Below are 18,898 nucleotides of genomic sequence, written 5' to 3'. Positions count from 1 at the left end.
CACATGACTATGCTCCCACGCCCGGCTGACAGGAACACGGACTGGTCAGCGGGGCAGGGGCCGGGGGCACACACGTACAGGGTCCCTCCCACGCTTACCTGAAAAGGGCGCCGAGACTAGAATTTGCGTGTGGCGCGGACCGCCCGTGCCAGGCCTTTCGAATTGTCAGGTGAATCAATGGCTGGACGAGTTGTGCACTTCGAAATCCCCACGGACGATCAGGACCGTGCCAGGGAGTTTTACAGTTCGGCATTTGGATGGGATATCAGCCCGGTGCCGGATATGGACTACAACACGGTGATGACGACGCCAACTGATCAACAGGGAACGCCGACCGAACCGGGCTCCATCAACGGCGGAATGTTCAAGAAGGAGGGGGAGCTCACAGTCCCCGTCATCACCGTGGACGTGGAGGACATCGACGCCTCCCTGGCCAAAATCGCGGGCCTTGGCGGGACGGTGGTTTCCCCCAAGCAGCCTGTAATGGACATGGGCTTTGCGGCGTACTTCAGGGACAGCGAAGGAAATCTCATGGGGCTGTGGCAGAACGCCTCTCCCAGCGAACAGAGCGCGGCTGCCGAGCAGCAGCCGGCCGGCTAGCCATCAGCACCCCGCCGGGCAGAAGGGCGTGTGGCCGACCAAGGCCAGGCACGGCACTAGCGGTAACTTTGTACCTATGAAGTATGCCCAGTCCATCCTGGACCTCATCGGCAACACCCCGCTGATCAAACTGAACCACGTCACCGAAGGCATCAGGGCTACCGTCCTGGTCAAACTCGAGTACCTGAACCCCGGCGGCTCCATCAAGGACCGTATCGCGGCGAAGATGATTGAGGATGCTGAGCGCAGCGGCAAACTCCAGCCCGGCGGAACCATAGTGGAACCAACCTCCGGAAACACCGGAGTCGGACTCGCCCTTGTAGCCCAGCAAAAGGGCTACAAGTGCATTTTCGTGGTGCCGGACAAAGTGGGCGAGGACAAACGCGCCGTCCTCCAGGCCTACGGGGCGGAGGTCGTAGTCACTCCCACCTCCGTCGCACCGGACAGCCCACAGAGCTACTACAGTGTCTCCGACCGGCTCGTGACGGAGATCCCCGGCGCCTACAAGCCGGACCAGTTCTCCAATCCGGCCGCGCCCGGCAGCCACTACCTGACCACCGGCCCTGAGATCTGGGAGGACACGGACGGTAAGGTCACGCATGTTGTGATCGGCGCCGGAACCGGCGGCACCATCACCGGCACCGGGCGTTACCTCAAGGAGGTTTCGGCCGACCGTCCCGAGTCCGACGGCGGCCGGGTCAGGATCATCGGGGCTGACCCCGCCGGCTCGGTCTACTCAGGCGGAACCGGGCGGCCGTACTTCGTCGAGGGCGTGGGCGAGGACATGTGGCCAGCCAACTACGACAAAGCCGTCCCTGACAACGTCATCGCCGTCACTGACGGGGACTCCTTTGCCATGACCAGGCGCCTGGCCCGCGAGGAAGGACTCCTGGTGGGAGGATCATCGGGCATGGCCGTGGTCGCGGCGTTGCAGACCGCCCGGGACCTACCGGAGAGTGCTGTGGTGGTGGTTATCCTGCCCGATTCAGGCCGCGGTTACCTCGCCAAGATCTTCAACGACAAGTGGATGCGCTCCTACGGCTTCCTGTCCGGCGGCGAGGAAACCTCCGTGGGAGAGGTGCTTAAGTCCAAAACGGGGGAGCTGCCTGACCTGGTGCACATCCACCCGAATGAGAGCGTCCGCGACGTCATCAACATCATGAACGAGTTCGGCGTCAGCCACATCCCTGTCCTGTCGCAGGAACCACCGGTGGTCATGGGCGAGGTGCTGGGCGCCGTCGATGAACGCTCCCTGACCGCCAAACTGTTCCGCGGTGAAGCCAAGCTGACGGACAAGATCGCCGAACACATGGGGGAGAAGCTGCCCGTCATCGGCTCGCTGGAAACCATTTCGGCCGCCCGCGAACTGCTTTCCGACGTCGACACCGTGATGGTGACGTTTGTCGGCGCCCCGGTGGGTATCCTCACCCGCCACGACCTGCTCGCCTACCTCAGCCACTGACCGCCTCCCTACTCAGCAACGACTCAAGGAGCATCATGCCCGTCTCAGAATCCGCCGGCTTCAACACCCGCGCCGTTCACGCCGGCCAGGCCTTCGAACCCCGTACCGGTGCCGTGGTCCCGCCGCTGCACTTCAGCTCCACTTACGCGCAGGACGGGATCGGCGGGCTCCGGGACGGTTACGAATACGGCCGCGGCGCCAATCCCACCCGTGATTCACTTCAGGAGCAGCTTGCTGCCGTGGAAGGCGGCACGGCAGCCTTTTCCTTCGGCTCGGGCCTGGCCGCGGAAGACTCCCTCATCCGGGCGCTCACCCGGCCGGGGGATCATATCGTTCTCGGCAATGACGCCTACGGCGGAACATACCGCCTGATCAACGGCATCCTGGGCGACTGGGGGATCGGGAACACGCCCGTGGATATGGCCAACCTCGATGCCGTGAGGGATGCCGTTGCGGCCAACAGGACACGGTTCGTCTGGGTTGAAACACCGTCCAACCCGCTCATGAAGATCACCGACATGGCGGCGCTCGCCGAGATAGCGCACGACGCCGGGGCCCTCCTCGTGGTGGACAACACCTTTGCGTCCCCCTACCTGCAGAACCCGCTCGCCTTCGGGGCTGACGTCGTGGTTCACTCCACCACCAAATACATCGGCGGCCACTCCGACGTGGTGGGCGGTGCCTTGGTGGTCAAGGATCCGGAGCTGGCGGAGAAGATCGGCTTTGTGCAGTTCGCCGTCGGCGCCGTCTCGGGTCCGATGGACGCCTTCCTGACCACCCGCGGGCTCAAGACCCTGGGTGTGCGTATGGACCGCCACAGCGAGAACGCCCAGGCCGTGGCGGAGTGGCTGCTGGAACGTCCCGAGGTGGAGGCCGTGCTGTACCCGGGCCTGCCGTCGCATCCGGGACACGAGCTCGCCAGGAAACAGATGAAGAAGTTCGGGGGCATGGTCTCCGTCCAGTTCAAGGAAGGAGAGGCCGCGGCCCGGAAGGTCGCCGAGTCCACCTCCGTCTTTACCCTGGCCGAGTCCCTTGGCGGGATCGAGTCCCTCATGAACTACCCGGCGGAGATGACCCACGCCTCCGTCAAAGGCACGGAACTGGCTGTCCCCGAGAACCTCATCCGGCTGTCCTGCGGGATCGAAGATGTTGAGGATCTGATCGCCGACCTGGACCACGCCTTCTCGTTCATCTCCAATGGCCGTACCGGGAGCTAGCGGAAGCTGGGCAACCCGGTTATATGCTGGCCCAGGATCAGGGTGTGCACCTCGTCAGTTCCCTCGTAGGTGCGGACGGATTCCAGATTGGCAGCATGGCGCAGAGGAGAGTGTTCCAGGGTAATCCCGTTGCCGCCGAGGATGGTGCGGGCCTCCCGTGCGATGGCAATGGCTTCCCGGACGTTGTTGAGCTTGCCGAGTGAAATCTGCTCCGGAAGCAACGTTCCGGCGTCCTTGAGGCGTCCCAGGTGAAGAGCCAACAGCGTGCCCTTCTGGATTTCCAGCAGCATGTTGACCAGCTTCTCCTGAGTCAGCTGATAGCCGGCCAGGGGCTTGCCGAACTGCAGGCGCTCAACGGAATACCCCAAGGCTGCCTCGTAGGAGTCTCTGGCGGCGCCCATGGCACCCCAGACGATTCCGTACCGGGCTTCGTTGAGGCAAGTGAACGGGCCCCGCAGGCCGCGCGCTCCTGGCAGCAGGGCTTCGGGACCTAGCCGGACGCCGTCGAACGTCACATCACACTGAATGGAAGCGCGCATTGAGAGCTTTTGCCCGATAGGTGTGGCCGTGACGCCGTGCGTACCGGAGGGAACCAGGAAGCCGCGGATGCCGTCGTCGGTCCCGGCCCAGACCACCATCACCCCCGCAACAGAGGCAAGGCCGATCCACCGTTTCGTGCCGTCCAGCAGCCAGCCTGCGCCCTCTCCGCTTCCGTCCCGCCGTGCGCTGGTGGTCATAGCCGAGGGATTGGAGCCGGCGTCGGGCTCTGTCAGGGCGAAGCAGCCAATCAGCTCACCGGCAGCCATGCGCGGCAGCCACTCTTGTTTCTGTTCCTCGGACCCCCAGATGTGGATGGCGGTCATCGCCAACGAGCCTTGGACTGAAACAAAAGTTCTGATACCCGAGTCCCCGGCCTCCAGTTCCATCGCGGCCAGGCCGTACTCGACGGCTGTGCGGCCCGGGCAGCCATACCCGCGAAGACTCATTCCGAGCACGCCCAGTTCGCCGAGCTCGGGAGCAAGCTCCAGCGGAAATACCGCGTCCTCGTACCAAGCGGCAATACCCGGACGGATTCGCTGATCGGTGAAATCCCGTATCCGCTGCCGTAACGCCAGTTCCTCAGGGCTTAGCAGCGCGTCCAGAGCCAAAACGTCGGAGCTGGAAGGAATCGAGGCGGCCGCGGGGATGGCGGAAAATTCAGCAGCGTTGCTCATTGGAGCATCCTACGCGCTGACTGTGGTGACCTCCCGTTTGCTGACGAAGTAACCACGGGTGGCCGGTGCAAACCGGCACATTACGGCCAGGACCACGCCCATCGACAACAGGAGCACGCCGCTCACAAACGCGCCGCCCACCCCGAAGATCTCTGTGTCGCCGTAGGCCGGGTCCCACATCTGGACCGCGGAAACAAAGAAGGCCGCTGTCAGCATCAGGGCACCGAGCAAAGGCAGGATGCCGCGGAACCACAGATTCCTGGCTGACTCGCGGAGCGTTCCGCGGAAGAACCAGAAACACGCAAAGCCTGTCAGCGCATAGTAAAAGGCAATGAAGAGGCTGATCGAGCTGATGGAATCAGACAGCAGGTTTTCGCTGAGGATGCTCATGACCACATAGTAGGCAATGGCTGCGACCCCCATCACTGTGGTGGAAAACCCTGGTGTCTGGTTGCGGGGGTGGACCTGGCCGAACCTGGCCGGGAGGGCCCCATGGACTCCCATCGAGAGCGTTCCTCGCGCAGTTGGCAGGATGGTGGTTTGGGTTGAGGACAGCACTGAGGCAAGCACCGCCACCACGATGAGCCAGCCCCAGGGACCCAGGACCACGTCCTTCATCGCGACGAAGACATCGCTCTGGTTTTCGGCGTTGGCCAGGCCGATTCCCTCGGTGCCGATCGTGGCGTACAGCATTACCAGGAGGGCCACGGAAACGTAGATGGCAACGAGCAAGAACGCGGAGATGACGGCTCCGCGGCCGGGGGTTCTGGTGGGATTCTCGGTTTCCTCATTGACGGCCAGGCACGTGTCCCAGCCCCAGTAGATGAAAAGGGCCAAGAGCGCCCCGTGCACCACGGCCCCGGGATCGGCAAAGGCAGCGACAGGGTTGAACCATTCAATATCGAACGCCTGACCTTCCGGAGCCCCACCCGCAATCCTGAACACGAGGGCCAGCACGAAGATGCCCAGCGAGATGTACTGGACGTACGTCAGGACGCGTTGGACGTGTTCGCCCAGGCGGATGCCCCGGTAGTTCACCAATGTCATAAGGGCGATGAAAAGCACTCCGGTTGCCGTAACCAGGAGGCTGTTATCCGCCAAGGACCCATCACCGATGAGCAGCCAGACATATTGGCCCGCTACCTGGGCGAGGTTTGCCAGCACCACAATGCCAGCCAGAGCGACACCCCATCCGCCGAGCCAGCCGGCCCAGGGACCGAAAGTACGGCGTGCCCAGATGAACGTGGTGCCGCAGTCGGGCATGGCGCTGTTGAGTTCGCGGAAGGCATACGCGATGAACAGCACGGGGATGAAGCCCAGGAGCAGGATCAGGGGAGTGTAGTTGCCATTGACCGCCACAATCAGCCCCAGAGTGGCCGCCAGTGAATACACCGGAGCGGTGGACGCCAGGCCCAGCATGACGGAGTCACCGAGGTCCAGGATCCCGGCCCGCAACCCTTTGGAGGGAACGGGCGAACCGGGGACTCCCGGCGTCGTTGTCTCGGTGCTCATAGTGCAATACCTGCCTTGCTGGATTGTGCCTGGGTGGAAAGGGGAGCAGGCGCGTCAATGGTGTTGGGGACAAAACGGCAGAAGTAATCGGTGATGGGCCCGTCGGATTCGCGGATGCCGCAGCCCACGGATTCTCCATCCACCACCCAAAGCCCCAGCACCGGATGGTTGCCGTCAAAATCAGGGAGCGGGTGGTACTGCTGGTAGCACCAGCCTTCACGGCCATATCCTCCGGGCATCTCCAGATTGATGCCAGGCGCGTTGATGCGGATGTTGTCCCCTTCGCGCCCGTGCAAAGGCTTGGCCACCCATTCCTTGAGTGGCCCGGGATCGTCCAGGTAGGCCGGAAGCAGGTTGGGGTGGTCCGGATAGAGGTGCCAGAGGGCGGCCAGGAGTGCTTTGTTGGAGAGGAGCATCTTCCAGGCAGGCTCCAGCCAGCGAGGGTTGTGGGCACGCTGCAGGAGGCGATGGCCAAACGGCTCCTTCATCATCAGCTCCCAGGGGTAGAGCTTGAAGATGGTGCTGATCATGAAATTGTCCAGATCCACAAAACGGTTGAGATTCGGGTCCCAGCCGATATCGGACATGTTGATGCCGATCGTGGTCCACCCGGCCTGGCCTGCAACGTCCCGCATGTAAGCAGCAGTCATCCAGTCTTCCCCGGATTCCTCGGCCTCAGAGTGCGCAATGTGGAGCGTGCTCATGCCCGTCCGGTACTGGAGCTTCTTCCACTGCCGGATGAGGGCTTCGTGGATCCCGTTCCACTGGTCCTTTTCGGGAAAGACGTCCTGCAGCCAGAACCACTGGGCCACGGCGGCTTCAATCAGCCCGGTAGGGGTATCGGCGTTGTATTCCAGCATTTTGGCGGCGCCACCCTGGCCGTCATAGATGACGTCGAAGCGCCCGTAAATGTCCATGTCGCCGGCCTGCAGGGATTCTGCCGCCAGTTCAAGGGCCTGCGGCCCGATCCCGATGGGTCCCATGGCGCCGGTGGCCAGATACTTCGCGGCCTCCAGGCACATGAGGTGGAGGTCCTCGGCAGTCTTTTCGAGGGTTTCCACCTCGTCCATGCTGAACTCGTAGTAGGCGGCTTCGTTCCAGTATTCGATCTTCTTGCCGTCCGGCATGGTGGTGGTGGAGAAAACCAGCCCCTGCTCCTGGATTTTCTCTTTCCAGCCTGGGCGGGGAGCTGAGGAAAGTCTCTTCACGCTATCCGCCCGTACTTCCACCCTTGGAGCTGCTGCCGAAGCCGCCCCTGCTGACAGTGCCGCCCTTGGTGCTGTAACCGGTGGAAGCCTTCGCGCCCTCGGGGATGCTTCTGGTGAAATTTGGGTAGCTGGTTCGGTTCTGACCCACCGGCGGAACGTTGGCACCGCGGGAGTAAAAGTACCACGCGTAGAGTCCGCCGCCCCGGCCGGCGCTGCTGTTGCACTGGGTGTCCTCCACCCGTTCACCCGTTGCCTCGTCAAAACAAACCTGCGCGTAGTCCGGCTCATCCGCGTTGCTCGCCACGATGGCGGTAATGGTTCCGGCCAGGAGGGCAGTAACGCCAAGGCCGACGACGACGGTGCGTCGCTGCGAACGCTTCTTCCGGGCCGCCTGTTCCCGTTCCCTCTCGCGGGCGAAGGGGTCGATCAGCGGAGGCGGTCCGTCCTGTGGCTGTGCTGCATCTTGTGGCTGGGTGGGGGGATTCTGCGGATTCAGGAGCTCTGGATGAAGCTCAGGCTTCGGAACCTGGAAGGGCGGCGCCTTGGATCCTGAGGGGTCCGGTGTGAAATCTGCAGGCGAAGTTTTCCACTCCGGCTGTGGTTCCCCTGAAGAGCGGTCGTTTTCGTCCCGGTTCTTGTCCTGATTCGGGTTCATGGGTCCCCCTTGCTTGTCCATGCTGACTCCGTTGGCGCACTGCGGGCATGGTCTAACGCCGGAGTGACAATCCTGAAATCAGCCTAGCCGTTGCAAACCCCGTCGGCTAACAGTTTCTGGGGGAGCAGGACCTATCTGCAGCCCGGTCCGCAGGCCGCTGGCGGGAGAACCTAGACTGTTGCCATGAACACCGCCGCTGTGCTTGCAGTCTGCCGCGTACACCAGCTCCTCCAGGATGAGGGGAGTGTGGGTGTCACCGCCATCGACAAGCGACCAGTGACAGGCCCGGTGAAGGTTCACAAACTCGGTCTGCACGCCGATATCCAGGCGAGCCGCGTCCACCATGGCGGCGAGGACCAGGCCCTGTACGCCTACTCGCAAGCCGATGCTGATTACTGGACGGACCAACTGCAGCGGGAGCTTCCGCCCGGAATCTTCGGCGAAAACCTGCGCGTCTCCGATATCGAAACCACCGGGGCCATCATCGGCGAACGCTGGAAAATCTGGCTCGACGTCGAGGTGGAGGTAACGTCCCCCCGAACGCCGTGTGCCACCTTCCAACGCCGCATGAACGAGGCCCAGTGGGTCAAGCGCTTTGCGGAAGCCGGAAAGGTGGGGACCTATCTGCGCGTCCTCCGGACCGGAACCATCAGGGCAGGAGACCACATCCACAAGCTTTACGTGCCCACGCACGGAGTCACCATCGGCAAATGGTTCAGTGAACCCACCGTTGAGGACATGGAGGCACTGCGGGACGCCGACGCCGACGGCGAGATCCGCTTGCAGCCGGAGTTCCAGGAGGCTTTTGCCAGGCTCGAGCGCAGGCTTCAGGCCTAGCCTCGGCCGCCGTCGAGGTCGCCGGAAAGGCGCCGGGTCGCCGTAAACTTCCGGCGAGTTGACCGGTTTCCGGCGACTTCACCGATGTCGTGCAGGCGGAAGGTGCGCTGTGTGCGCAAGGTCACGGCCGCCGTCGGCCTCCCGATTTCCCTGAGTTGGCACCTGTACCCTACACTTGAAACATCCCCCACTCCGGAAATCCCTTATTCTTGCCCAATTTTTGAGGCAGGACTGGCAAGTGTTGGGGCCCGACAATGTGATTGCGGGCATTTTCATAGGGAGAGCCGGCTAAAGAAAACGCTGTACAGACTGCTGGGATAGCAGCCAAGAGATGCAGCGGGAAGTCCTGCCACGGGATTGCGAAAGCGCCGGACTTCTACGTGACCGGCCGGTCAAAGTATGCCCGGCATCCACGGCACATGTACTGCGGCTCCGCTCACCCTCGGGTTGTGCCGCCTGGCCCCCTATGGATGAGGAATTCTTCCCTATGCCCGAAAATCAGAACGACCCCTTCGAAGCGAACACCGAGATTGCTGCCGGCGTCGAGACTTCCGAGGCAGCCGCACCGGCTGACTCCACCCCCGTCTTCACCGAACCCGCTCCCGTAGAAGCTGCGCCTGCTGAAGAAGCTGCGCCTGCTGAAGAAGCTGCGCCTGCTGCGGAAGCCGCCCGCGAAGAAGCCCCGAAGGCTGACACCTCCGCTGGAGACACTGACACCGAGGCCGAAGGCATCCGCTTCGTGGACCTCGGCATCGATCCCCGCGTTCTTGCCGCGCTGCAGGACGTCGGGTACGAGAAGCCTTCCCCCATCCAGGCAGCAACCATCCCGCTGCTGCTCGAAGGCCGCGACGTCGTGGGCCTGGCTCAGACCGGAACCGGTAAGACTGCAGCATTCGCAGTACCGGCACTTTCCCGGCTGGCCGAGCTCCACGACCTCAACGGCCCGTCCCGCAAGACGCAGGCCCTGGTGCTGGCTCCGACCCGCGAGCTTGCCCTCCAGGTCGCCGAGGCTTTCACCTCCTACGCCAAGCACATCGATGACTTCACCGTGCTTCCCGTTTACGGTGGCTCCGCCTATGGTCCCCAGCTGGCCGGCCTGCGCCGCGGCGCCCAGGTTGTTGTCGGTACCCCGGGCCGTGTGATCGACCACATCGCCAAGGGTTCCCTGGACCTCTCCGAACTCCAGTACCTCGTGCTGGATGAGGCCGACGAGATGCTCCGCATGGGCTTCGCTGAAGATGTTGAGCAGATCTTCCAGCAGACCCCCTCGGACCGCCAGGTGGCACTGTTCTCCGCCACCATGCCGAGTCAGATCCGCCGGATGTCCAAGCAGTACCTGAACAACCCGGCCGAGATCTCGGTGAAGTCCAAGACCACCACCGGTGCCAACACCAAGCAGCGCTACCTGCAGGTCATGGGCCCGCACAAGCTTGACGCGCTGACCCGCATCCTCGAGGTTGAAGAGTTCGACGGCGTCATCGCCTTCGTACGCACCAAGATGGCCACCGAGGACCTCGCGGACAAGCTGAAGTCCCGCGGTTTCCAGGCAGCCGCCATCAACGGCGACATCCCGCAGCAGCAGCGCGAACGCACTGTTGAGGCGCTGAAGGAAGGCCGCATCGACATTCTGGTTGCCACCGATGTCGCTGCCCGTGGTCTTGACGTGGAACGAATCAGCCACGTCATCAACTACGACATCCCGCATGACACCGAGTCCTACGTGCACCGCATTGGCCGCACCGGCCGTGCAGGCCGTTCGGGTGACGCGATCCTGTTCATGACGCCGCGGGAGAAGTACCTGCTGCGTTCCATCGAAAAGGCCACGCGCCAGCCGGTGGAGCAGATGCACCTGCCTACTGCCGAGACTGTGAACACGCTGCGCCTTGGCAAGTTCGCGGAAAAGATCACGGAGACCCTGGCGTCCCAGGACGTCTCGGCCTTCCGCGACCTCATTGCCTCCTACGAGGAAGAGCACAACGTTCCCGCCGCTGAGATCGCCGCAGCCCTGGCCGTCATGGCTCAGGGCGGACAGCCGCTCCTGGTCAAGGAACTTCCTGCTGCTCCTGAATTCCAGAAGCGCGAACGCGCCAAGGACGGCTTCGGCTCACGTGGCCCCACCCGCACCCTCACCGAGGGCAACGCCACCTACCGGATCGCAGTCGGACGCCGTCAGCGCGTTATGCCGGGTTCCATCGTTGGCGCCATTGCCAACGAAGGCGGCATCTCCTCGGCCCAGATCGGCGGCATCGACATCCGCTCGGACCACTCCCTCGTGGAACTCCCGGCGGACCTGAGCGCTGACCAGTTGCGCGCCCTGTCCCGCACCCGGATCGGCGGCGAGCTGATCCACCTCGAGCTGGACAACGGCCGCAAGCCCTCCGGTGGCGGCGAGCGTGGCGGTTACCAGGGTAACCGTGGCGGCGACCGCGGCGGTTACTCCGGTGGGGACCGTGGCAACTTCAAGGGCAACGGCGGATTCAAAAAGGAATTCCGGAAGAACGACGGCGACCGCGGCGGTTACGCCGGCGGCGAGCGTTCCTCTGCTGACCGCGGTGGACGCACGTACAGCGAGCGCACCGAGCGCAGCGTTGGAGCCGACAGCGGTGCCAGCCGTGGACAGTCCAGCGACTCCCGCTTCGCAGGACACGGTGACGGCTCGCGCAAGCCCCGCCACGGCAACGAAGGCGGACAGCGCGACTTCAATCGCAAGGGCAAATGGTAAGCCCAGTTAGTCCCTGAGAACGGGCCGGCCTTTAGGGGCCGGCCCGTTCTTTTTAAGTGCCGGGAATCACGATGTTCAGGTGCCGGGCATCAGGCTGCCGTGGCCGCTTTCGGGGCCCTTAAATGGCCGCAGGATCGGCTGAATCAGGGCCTTTCACTCCTTCCTTTCCTCGATTTGTTGGTGGGGAGAATGTCCGGTAGAGTATTTACTCGTTGCCCCCCTAGCTCAGTGGTAGAGCGCGTTCTTGGTAAGAACGAGGTCACCGGATCGATTCCGGTGGGGGGCTCTGAATGAGGGCCTGTGTCAAGGCGGTTTTGACCGGCTTGGTGCAGGTTTTTCTCATTCGTGGCGGTGTAGCTCAGTTGGTTAGAGCGCACGACTCATAATCGTGAGGTCGGGAGATCGAGCCTCCCCACCGCTACATTTTCGGCAGGTCAGAGGCGTAAGGCCTCTGGCCTGCTGCTGTTTAAGGACTGAATCCAGCTATGGTGCGGACTGGGTACCTGTATCCGTGCCCGACCCCGACGTTGGAACGAAGTTCCAGTCGAAAGACCCGTCGTCCCGGAGTGTCATCCGAAGGAACCCGTGAGTGTTGCTGAACCGCTTCACGATGTACGACGGACTGCTGATGAACGGGCGGAGGGAGATACCTCCGGTCGAAACCTGGAACGCTGTCATCCCGTCGCTGACGCACTGGTCAGCGTTGTTCACCGGACATGACCGTTCGTAGTTGTGTTGTGACCCCGACAAAGTCAGGCGGACGCGGTGCTTCCACATCACATCGATCCACGGCTTGTGGTCAGCGGCCCGCTCATGTGCGTTCGTGTCCGACGTGAAGTACGGTTCGTGATGCACGACTGCCAGGTGCTTACCTGCCGCCTTCGCAGCCGCGAGGTCGTTGTCCAGCCACTTCGTCAACGCCCGGGCCTCCTTGGCGTTGTATCGCCAGTGGGCGGATGACAAGAACGCGAAGTGCCAGTTTCCGAAGTCCTTCGAGTACGGTTCCCCGTTCCCGATGAACCCACGCTGCTCGTTGATCGCAGCCTTCGACGGGGCTCCCGGGCATTGGCCATTCATGAATTTGTCGAGGTCTTCGTTGCGGCCGGGTTTCCAGTCGTGGTTGGGGGCGGACACCCAGTACAACTTAGGCTTGGTGCCTCCCCATAGCCGTGTCCAGTAGTCCACATAGCTGGAGCAGTACGCCGTGTCGTATTGGAAGTCCCCGAGCCCCAGGAACGCGTCAATCTCGTTGTTCTGTACGAGCCTCGTGATTGCGGCGCCATTCAAACCGGACGGGCTATCGGGCGCATAGTTCTTGACGGGGTTCATGTCACCCACAGCAGCGATCCGGACATCCCCCGCACGGGACGTGGGCTCGTCGGGCGGTCCCGGAGGGCTGGTGCAACCCGCCACAGAGACTGCCACCAGGGCTGCGGCCGTTGTGGCCACACTCCGGAAGGATCTGAGACGAGAGAGTGCTGCCTGCATCTATTCACCCTTCCAGAAGCCGGACAACAGGTCGGCTCCCGGAGGGCAGCCAGGCGCACCGGCACCTTTGATGTTTCCTCAGGCCCGGACTGGCTGTCAATGGCGCGCGATGCTGCTGAGGGGTGCTGCGACCCATGGCACGGAGTGCTGCAAAGGGTTTGAGGCGGCGGCTCGTCACCCCCGTTTTGACATAACGAGCCGCCTTCCACCGACAGAGACCCCATGACTTAGTTCGTCGGTGGTACCAAACCCATACCCAGGCGCCGTCCATGTGAAACCCGGCATCCTCATTAGTTGTTTGCCGGGACAGCCGGGACCGGGTGGAAACCGCTGGTGGGGTGGACGATGATTTCGCTCATTTCCTTCGGAACCGGGGGCCCCACCAGCACGAAGTCCTTCATTCCCAGCGGCGGTGCCTCGCTGCTGTGCGCATTGAAAAGTTCATCGAACCGGGTCCGGGTCTCTGCAGGCGCGTCGGCCGGCAACGCCTCACGAAGTCTGCTGATGTACTCGGACGCGCTCTGATACCTGTATTCGGCCCCTTCCGGGGTGAAAATGCTGACGCTGTCCATGTTGATGGCTACTGATCCCTGCCGGTTATCGACGACGGCGGTGAGGTACGTGACCGGAGCTTCCTTCACCAGGCTCCGTAGTTCCTCGATTTCAGGGACGGGCGGAGCGGGGATTTCCATCGTCCCGGTAGCCCCGGTGGCCGCGTTGAACCTGTACTTGCCGGGCCGCAGGATCGTGGACGGGGGCATGGCTGTCTGCGCCGCCGTCGTCTGAGGCAACGTCGGAGCTTGTGTCTGCTGCGGCCCCGACACCTCGGGAGGGCCGGTGTCTGTTTGGAATGGGGCGGGGCCTTCGCAGCCCGCGGCCAGCAGCACGAAGATGAAGCCGGTTAGGGACAGCCATCTCCGCTTCATCTCAGTGGCCGGCAGGTCCTTGCGGGCTACTCGGAACCGGCCTTCTGCTCCCGGTCCCGAAGGTTCCGAACAATATCGTCCAGCTTTTCTTTGATGGTCTTCTCCGCGTCTGAGAGGGCCTTTCCGGCCCCGCTCAGGGGATCCAGCTGCAGGTAGACCTCCTGGCCCACGGGAAGGTCGTACTCGTCCTTCAGATGGGTCCCGCCTGACACACCATCAAGGGACAGATAGACCTGGACGTCAGTCCTGGCAATACCGGCGATGCGCCCGAAAACCACGGTGAAGTCGTTGGACTGGAAGCTGATGGTGTGACCGACGTGGCTGCGGTTCAGCTCACCGGCCGTGATTGCCTTCTCGTTGGGGCTGGCCGAGTAGTTCATGCAGTTCTCCTAAGAATTTCCTGAGAATCGTCGCAACGTACTACCGCTGCACACGTCACGTACCCCAACCCCCGAGCAGCCAAACAGCAGCCTGGGCTAGTCACCCTTGACGTTGACGATCTGGCGCAACGTTGCCCTGACGGCTACGAGGTCCTTGGCGTCCTGCATCACAACGTCGATGTCCTTGTACGCGGCAGGGATCTCGTCGATGAACGCGTCAGTGTCCCGGTACTCAATGCCCTTCATGGCCTTGCGCAGTTCCTCCCGGGAGAAGGTCTTCCGCGCGGCTGTGCGGGAATACTCGCGTCCAGCTCCGTGCGGGGCGGAATTCAAGGAAGGCGCGAATCCTTTTCCCTCCACCACATAGGACCTGGTTCCCATGGACCCCGGGATGAGGCCGGGCCTGCCAAGGGAGGCGTCGATGGCACCCTTCCTGGACAGCCACACTTCCTTCCCGAAATGCCGTTCCCTGGTGGTGTAGTTGTGATGGCAGTTGATGCGTTCCTTCTCCACCACGGGCTGTCCCATCCACTGGGTCATGGCGCGGACGACCCGGTCCATCATCTCCTCACGGTTGAGCAGGGCGAACTTCTGGGCCCACATCAGTTCGGATATGTACCGGCTGAATTCCGGTGTGCCCTCCTCCAGATAGGCAAGGTCCCGGTCCGGCACCGTGATGCTTTGCCGACGGCAGTAATCCTGGGCCACATTGATGTGGTGTTGCGCGATTCTGTTTCCCACACCTCGCGAGCCCGAATGCAGGAACAGCCAAACATGATCGTCCTGATCCAGGGAAACTTCAATGAAGTGGTTTCCGGATCCGAGGGTTCCCAGCTGCAGGTCCCAGGTCTCAAGGTAGGTGGACGGGTTGAACCCTTCGTTCCGGGCATTGGCCTCAAGGACCTTGGCCCTTGCCGCGGCACTTTCGGTCAGCCTCCGGTTGTTCTTTCCGGCGGATAACGGGATGGCCTGTTCAATGGCCACCCGCAGCGTCTTACGGTCCTTGTGGTCCAGGTCCGGGAGGCTGAATTGCGTGCGGACAGCGATCATTCCGCACCCGATGTCGACGCCGACTGCAGCGGGAATGATCGCGCCGACCGTGGGGATGACCGACCCCACCGCGGCGCCCTTCCCCAGATGTGCGTCAGGCATTGAAGCGAGGTGCGGCCAGATGAAGGGCATGGAGGATGTCTTCACATTCTGCTCCAGCGTGCCTTTGTCGATAATGGACGCGAAGTTGATGTACTTCGCGTTGACCTGCTGCATCACGGCTCCTTCCCGGGCCCAGGCGGTCGCCTGAGGCACAATGAGTGCATGACGCGTATTGCCATCATCGGCGGCCACGGCAAAGTGGCCTTGCAGCTCTCCACCATTCTCTCCGCACAGGGGCAGGGCGTCACGTCCTACATCCGCAATCCGGACCACCGGGACGATGTCGCCGCCACTGGTGCCACGCCGTCGATCCTTGACGTTGAAAACTCGACGACGGCGGAGCTCGCCGTCGCCTTGCAGAACCACGACGCCGTGGTCTGGTCGGCGGGCGCAGGAGGCGGCAACCCGGCGCGCACCTATGCCGTGGACAGGGATGCAGCCATCCGCTCGATGGATGCTGCGGCCGCGGCAGAAGTGGGGCGGTACATTATGGTCTCGTATCTGGGCGCGGGGCCCGGACACGGCGTACCGAAGGACAACGGCTTTTTCCCCTACGCCGACGCGAAGGCCGCCGCTGATGAATACCTGCGGGGGAGCGGTCTTCAGTGGACCATCCTGGGCCCGGGTACCCTCACCGACGGTCCGGGAAACGGGCTCATTGACGTCAACCCTGCAGACACCTCAACGGGCACCGCTACCTCCCGGGCAAACGTGGCACTGGTGGCCGCGGCCGTCCTGGGCCTTCCGGAGACCGCGGGACACACCATCGAGTTCCGGGACGGTTCACTGCCCATAGCTGCAGCCCTGCAGGCAGTCTACTGAGCGCTAACAGCCTGTGGTCAGGATGCTGCGGCAGGGTCCAGCTCAAGCCAATTGGCCTCAACGTGATCCAATGCCCGGCGCACTGCCCCGACGGTGACGATGGCATCGCCCAGTGGCGAGACAGCCAGCCGCGGCGGCGTGGCGGTCAGTCGCGGGAGACGTTCGGCCACTGACCCCAGGAGGACCCCTGCGGACTTTGCAACGCCTCCGCCGAGCACCACGAGTTCGGGGTTCACCATGGTGGAGACGGTGGCCACCACCCGCGCCACGCGGTCGGACAGGCGGTCGAGGATGCCCAGGGCGACGGCGTCGCCGGCCGCAGCGGCCGCAAAAACATCCTCGGCCTCTACCTCAGCGCCCGGCGCGGACCGCCGCAAAGCCGTCTTGGCGCGCCCGGCGAGGGCTTCCGCGGCCCAGAGACGCGCCAGTGTGGCGATGCCGAAGGGATCGCCGACTCCTTCCACCAGGTCCAGATAAGCCATCTCGCCGAAACCGCCGCCGGATCCCCGAAGCAGTCTGCCATCTTCGATGACTCCTGAGCCAAAGCGCTCACTGGCGAGAATCACCACGACGTCGTCCACGCCAGCGGCCGAGCCGCGCCAGCGTTCGCCTAAAGCCGCTAGATTCGCGTCATTCTCCAGCAGGACGTCCCAGCCGTGGAGGTCCGTCAGCGCCGAGCGAAGCCCGACGTCGAACTTGCCCCAGAAGCTCTGGGTGACCAGGACGTCTCCGTTGCGGTCCACGGGAGCGGCGATGCCAACGCAGACTGACATGACGTCCTGGGGAGACGCTCCGGCGTCCTTCAATGCGGCGATGGCCGTGCGGTCAATGACCTCGATCCTTTCCGTTGCCGGGATGTCGTCTGAGCGGAAGGGCTGGCTCGCACGGCCCTGCAGGGTGCCGCGGAGATCGGCCACCACCACGGTCGTCTTGGCAACCCCCACGTCGACTCCAAGCACGTAGCCCGCCCGCTCGTTAAGTTCGAAGCGGCGCGCCGGGCGCCCCTTCTGGTAGCCACCGAAATCGCGCTGGTTGGGAAGTTCCCGCACCCAGCCCCTCTGCTCGAGGTCTTCGCAGACGGCGATCACTGTGGCCCGCGTCAGGCCGGTTGCCTCGATGAGCTCTGTGACGGTGACCGCGTTGGTTGTACGCATCACCAGCAAGATGGCTTCGGCGTTCACCCTGCGCAGCAATTGAGGCGTCGCTGCCGTAATTTCAGACATCCTCTTGACCTCCCTGTGGTTCTGCTCACATAATACTTGAGGAACTAAATTTAGAACCTATATAAAGTGTCAATTCCCCTTCAGTTTGTCGTAAGCGAACTACCCGGCCCTTTTGCAAAGGAGCAACAGTGAGAATTTTTCGACACGTCCCTGGCCGCAGCCAGGGCGGACGTGAGCTATGAATGCCGCCTTGCCCACCCGCCGCTTGCTCCTCAAGGCAGCGGGCTTTTCCTGCGCCGCGGGGCTCCTGCCGCTTTCCGGCTGCGCAACATCTTCACAGGTGCAGCAAAAGGGCGTCACCCAGCTGCGCTTCATGCAGAACAAGCCTGAAGTTGTGGCGTACTTCAACCAGGTCATCAAGGATTTCGAAGCGCTGAATCCGGATATTCACGTGGTTCAGGACTTCAACGAAGGCAACTTTGTGCCCTCGCTCGTCCGCAATAACCCGCCCGATGTCGTGACCCGTGGTTTTGCCCAAGCCACTGCAGACTTCACCCGGAAGGGAGTTTTTGCTGACCTTTCGGGTTTGCCGTCCGCTGCGACCATCGATCCAAAGGTTCAGGCACTGGTGAACTCCTGGGGCCAGTACAAGGGCGAGACCAGCGCCATTCCCTTTTCCCTCGCCGGGGCCGGAGTCATCTACAACAGGGAAATCTTCGCTCAATATGGAGTGGCTGTCCCGACGACGTGGGATGAGTTCCTGGCAGCTTGCGAAACCTTCCGCACGGCCGGAATTGCCCCCGTTTACGGCACGTTTAAGGACACGTGGACCCTTCAACAGGGTGCCTTCGACTACGTCACCGGCGGGACCGTAGACGTGGAGGATTTCTTCGCCCGCCTCTATGCCAAGGGCGCCGACATCCGGGAAGACGCGTCCGAGTCCTTCTCCAGCAACTTCGGGCCAGCCCTTCCCAAGATCCTGGAGCTCACCGGGTTCACCCAAAACGGGGCGTCAAGCAAAAACTACGCAGACGGCAACGCAGCCTTCGGCAGGGGACAGGCAGCCATGTACTTCCAAGGGCCGTGGGCGCTGTCCGAACTGGTCAAAGCCAACAAAAACATCCAGCTGGGTAGCTTTCCGCTGCCTGCCACGAACAATCCCGCCGACACCAAAGCCCGCGTCAACGTGGATATGGCCTTGTCCATCACCCGGAACACACCCAACCGGGCTGCGGCGGAAAGGTTTGTGAACTATCTCCTGGAGCCGTCGGTTGTAAACACCTTTAACGAAAAGAACGCCGCGTTCTCACCACTCGCGGATGCTCCGGCGGTGAGTAACCCGCAGATCAGCGGCCTGGCTCCCTATGTCGCGGAGGGGCGCTACTACCAGGGGGCAGGCACCTACTTCCCGCCGTCGGTCCCGCTGGGAAATTACATCCAATCCTTCGTCTACAACCGCAACGCCGGGCAGTTCCTCAGGGACCTCGACGCCGAATGGCGCCGCGTTGCTGAACGCACCGCCGTCTGACCCCCACCTTCA

The 18,898-nt window shown here is 62.9% G+C and carries 17 protein-coding genes and 2 tRNA genes; 9 read left to right on the top strand and 10 right to left on the bottom strand.

The genetic code is table 11. From position 1 onward, the window contains the following. Positions 1-177: 177 nt before the first annotated feature. From M1D88_RS15670 to M1D88_RS15660, 3 genes are all read left to right on the top strand, one after another. Entirely contained in the window at positions 178-600 is a 423-nt protein-coding gene (locus M1D88_RS15670; RefSeq protein ID WP_458111673.1) for a VOC family protein, read from the top strand. A gap of 76 nt (positions 601-676) precedes the next feature. Further along, the gene (locus tag M1D88_RS15665) at positions 677-2,062 is read left to right on the top strand and encodes a cystathionine beta-synthase (RefSeq protein ID WP_458111672.1); all 1,386 of its coding nucleotides are present in this window, start codon (positions 677-679) and stop codon (positions 2,060-2,062) included. A gap of 35 nt (positions 2,063-2,097) precedes the next feature. Continuing rightward, entirely contained in the window at positions 2,098-3,279 is a 1,182-nt protein-coding gene (locus tag M1D88_RS15660; protein ID WP_458111671.1) for a cystathionine gamma-synthase, read from the top strand. Here M1D88_RS15660 and M1D88_RS15655 read toward each other — a convergent pair. From M1D88_RS15655 to M1D88_RS15640, 4 genes are read right to left on the bottom strand one after another with little or no spacing between them, the layout of a single operon-like run. After that, entirely contained in the window at positions 3,276-4,493 is a 1,218-nt protein-coding gene (locus M1D88_RS15655) for an acyl-CoA dehydrogenase family protein (protein ID WP_458111670.1), read from the bottom strand. The genes M1D88_RS15660 and M1D88_RS15655 overlap by 4 nt on opposite strands. A 9-nt stretch (positions 4,494-4,502) precedes the next feature. Beyond that, complete coding sequence (locus M1D88_RS15650; RefSeq protein ID WP_458111669.1) at positions 4,503-6,005, bottom strand: APC family permease; 1,503 nt, start codon at positions 6,003-6,005, stop codon at positions 4,503-4,505. Continuing rightward, entirely contained in the window at positions 6,002-7,213 is a 1,212-nt protein-coding gene (locus tag M1D88_RS15645; RefSeq protein WP_458111668.1) for a glutathionylspermidine synthase family protein, read from the bottom strand. Before M1D88_RS15645 ends, M1D88_RS15650 begins: the two co-directional genes overlap by 4 nt. A gap of 1 nt (position 7,214) precedes the next feature. After that, the gene (locus M1D88_RS15640; RefSeq protein ID WP_458111667.1) at positions 7,215-7,868 is read right to left on the bottom strand and encodes a Tat pathway signal protein; all 654 of its coding nucleotides are present in this window, start codon (positions 7,866-7,868) and stop codon (positions 7,215-7,217) included. Between the two features lie 183 nt (positions 7,869-8,051). Here M1D88_RS15640 and M1D88_RS15635 point away from each other — a divergent pair, with 183 nt between their 5' ends. Next, positions 8,052-8,705: an MOSC domain-containing protein gene (locus M1D88_RS15635; protein ID WP_458111666.1), complete on the top strand. Its 654-nt coding sequence runs from the start codon at positions 8,052-8,054 to the stop codon at positions 8,703-8,705. On the opposite strand, the gene M1D88_RS15630 is transcribed toward M1D88_RS15635, so the two are convergent. Continuing rightward, on the bottom strand, positions 8,702-8,830 hold the full coding sequence (locus M1D88_RS15630; protein WP_458111665.1) for a hypothetical protein: 129 nt from the start codon (positions 8,828-8,830) through the stop codon (positions 8,702-8,704). The two genes, M1D88_RS15635 and M1D88_RS15630, sit on opposite strands and share 4 nt — an antisense overlap. A gap of 362 nt (positions 8,831-9,192) precedes the next feature. Between M1D88_RS15630 and M1D88_RS15625 the strand changes: the two genes are divergently transcribed. The 3 genes from M1D88_RS15625 to M1D88_RS15615 all read left to right on the top strand — a co-directional run bounded on the left by M1D88_RS15625 (position 9,193) and on the right by M1D88_RS15615 (position 11,848). Continuing rightward, complete coding sequence (locus M1D88_RS15625; protein ID WP_458111664.1) at positions 9,193-11,427, top strand: DEAD/DEAH box helicase; 2,235 nt, start codon at positions 9,193-9,195, stop codon at positions 11,425-11,427. Between the two features lie 214 nt (positions 11,428-11,641). Then, positions 11,642-11,713, top strand: a tRNA-Thr gene (locus M1D88_RS15620). A 61-nt stretch (positions 11,714-11,774) separates the two neighbouring features. After that, positions 11,775-11,848, top strand: a tRNA-Met gene (locus tag M1D88_RS15615). 62 nt (positions 11,849-11,910) lie between these two features. Here M1D88_RS15615 and M1D88_RS15610 read toward each other — a convergent pair. From M1D88_RS15610 to M1D88_RS15595, 4 genes are all read right to left on the bottom strand, one after another. Continuing rightward, positions 11,911-12,915, bottom strand: a complete 1,005-nt coding sequence (locus tag M1D88_RS15610; RefSeq protein ID WP_458111663.1) for a hypothetical protein — start codon at positions 12,913-12,915, stop codon at positions 11,911-11,913. Positions 12,916-13,205: 290 nt separating this feature from the next. Beyond that, complete coding sequence (locus M1D88_RS15605) at positions 13,206-13,841, bottom strand: hypothetical protein (protein WP_458111662.1); 636 nt, start codon at positions 13,839-13,841, stop codon at positions 13,206-13,208. A 26-nt stretch (positions 13,842-13,867) separates the two neighbouring features. Next, entirely contained in the window at positions 13,868-14,221 is a 354-nt protein-coding gene (locus tag M1D88_RS15600) for a hypothetical protein (RefSeq protein ID WP_458111661.1), read from the bottom strand. Between the two features lie 96 nt (positions 14,222-14,317). Beyond that, positions 14,318-15,487: an RtcB family protein gene (locus M1D88_RS15595; protein ID WP_458111660.1), complete on the bottom strand. Its 1,170-nt coding sequence runs from the start codon at positions 15,485-15,487 to the stop codon at positions 14,318-14,320. 48 nt (positions 15,488-15,535) lie between these two features. Here M1D88_RS15595 and M1D88_RS15590 point away from each other — a divergent pair, with 48 nt between their 5' ends. Continuing rightward, positions 15,536-16,195 (top strand): SDR family oxidoreductase, encoded by a 660-nt coding sequence (locus tag M1D88_RS15590; RefSeq protein ID WP_458111659.1) that lies wholly within the window; start codon positions 15,536-15,538, stop codon positions 16,193-16,195. A gap of 17 nt (positions 16,196-16,212) precedes the next feature. Here M1D88_RS15590 and M1D88_RS15585 read toward each other — a convergent pair whose 3' ends face one another. Continuing rightward, a complete protein-coding gene (locus M1D88_RS15585; RefSeq protein ID WP_458111658.1) occupies positions 16,213-17,418 on the bottom strand; it encodes an ROK family transcriptional regulator in 1,206 nt (401 codons plus the stop codon). Between the two features lie 178 nt (positions 17,419-17,596). On the opposite strand from M1D88_RS15585, the gene M1D88_RS15580 reads away from it, so the two are divergent. Continuing rightward, positions 17,597-18,886, top strand: coding sequence for an ABC transporter substrate-binding protein (locus M1D88_RS15580; RefSeq protein ID WP_458111657.1), 1,290 nt, complete (start codon positions 17,597-17,599; stop codon positions 18,884-18,886). Positions 18,887-18,898 lie beyond the last annotated feature (12 nt).

It is taken from the genome of Arthrobacter sp. R1-13 (assembly GCF_054161475.1).
Note: the sequence above shows the minus strand (reverse complement) of the source record. Positions and strands in the feature narration are given on the sequence as shown.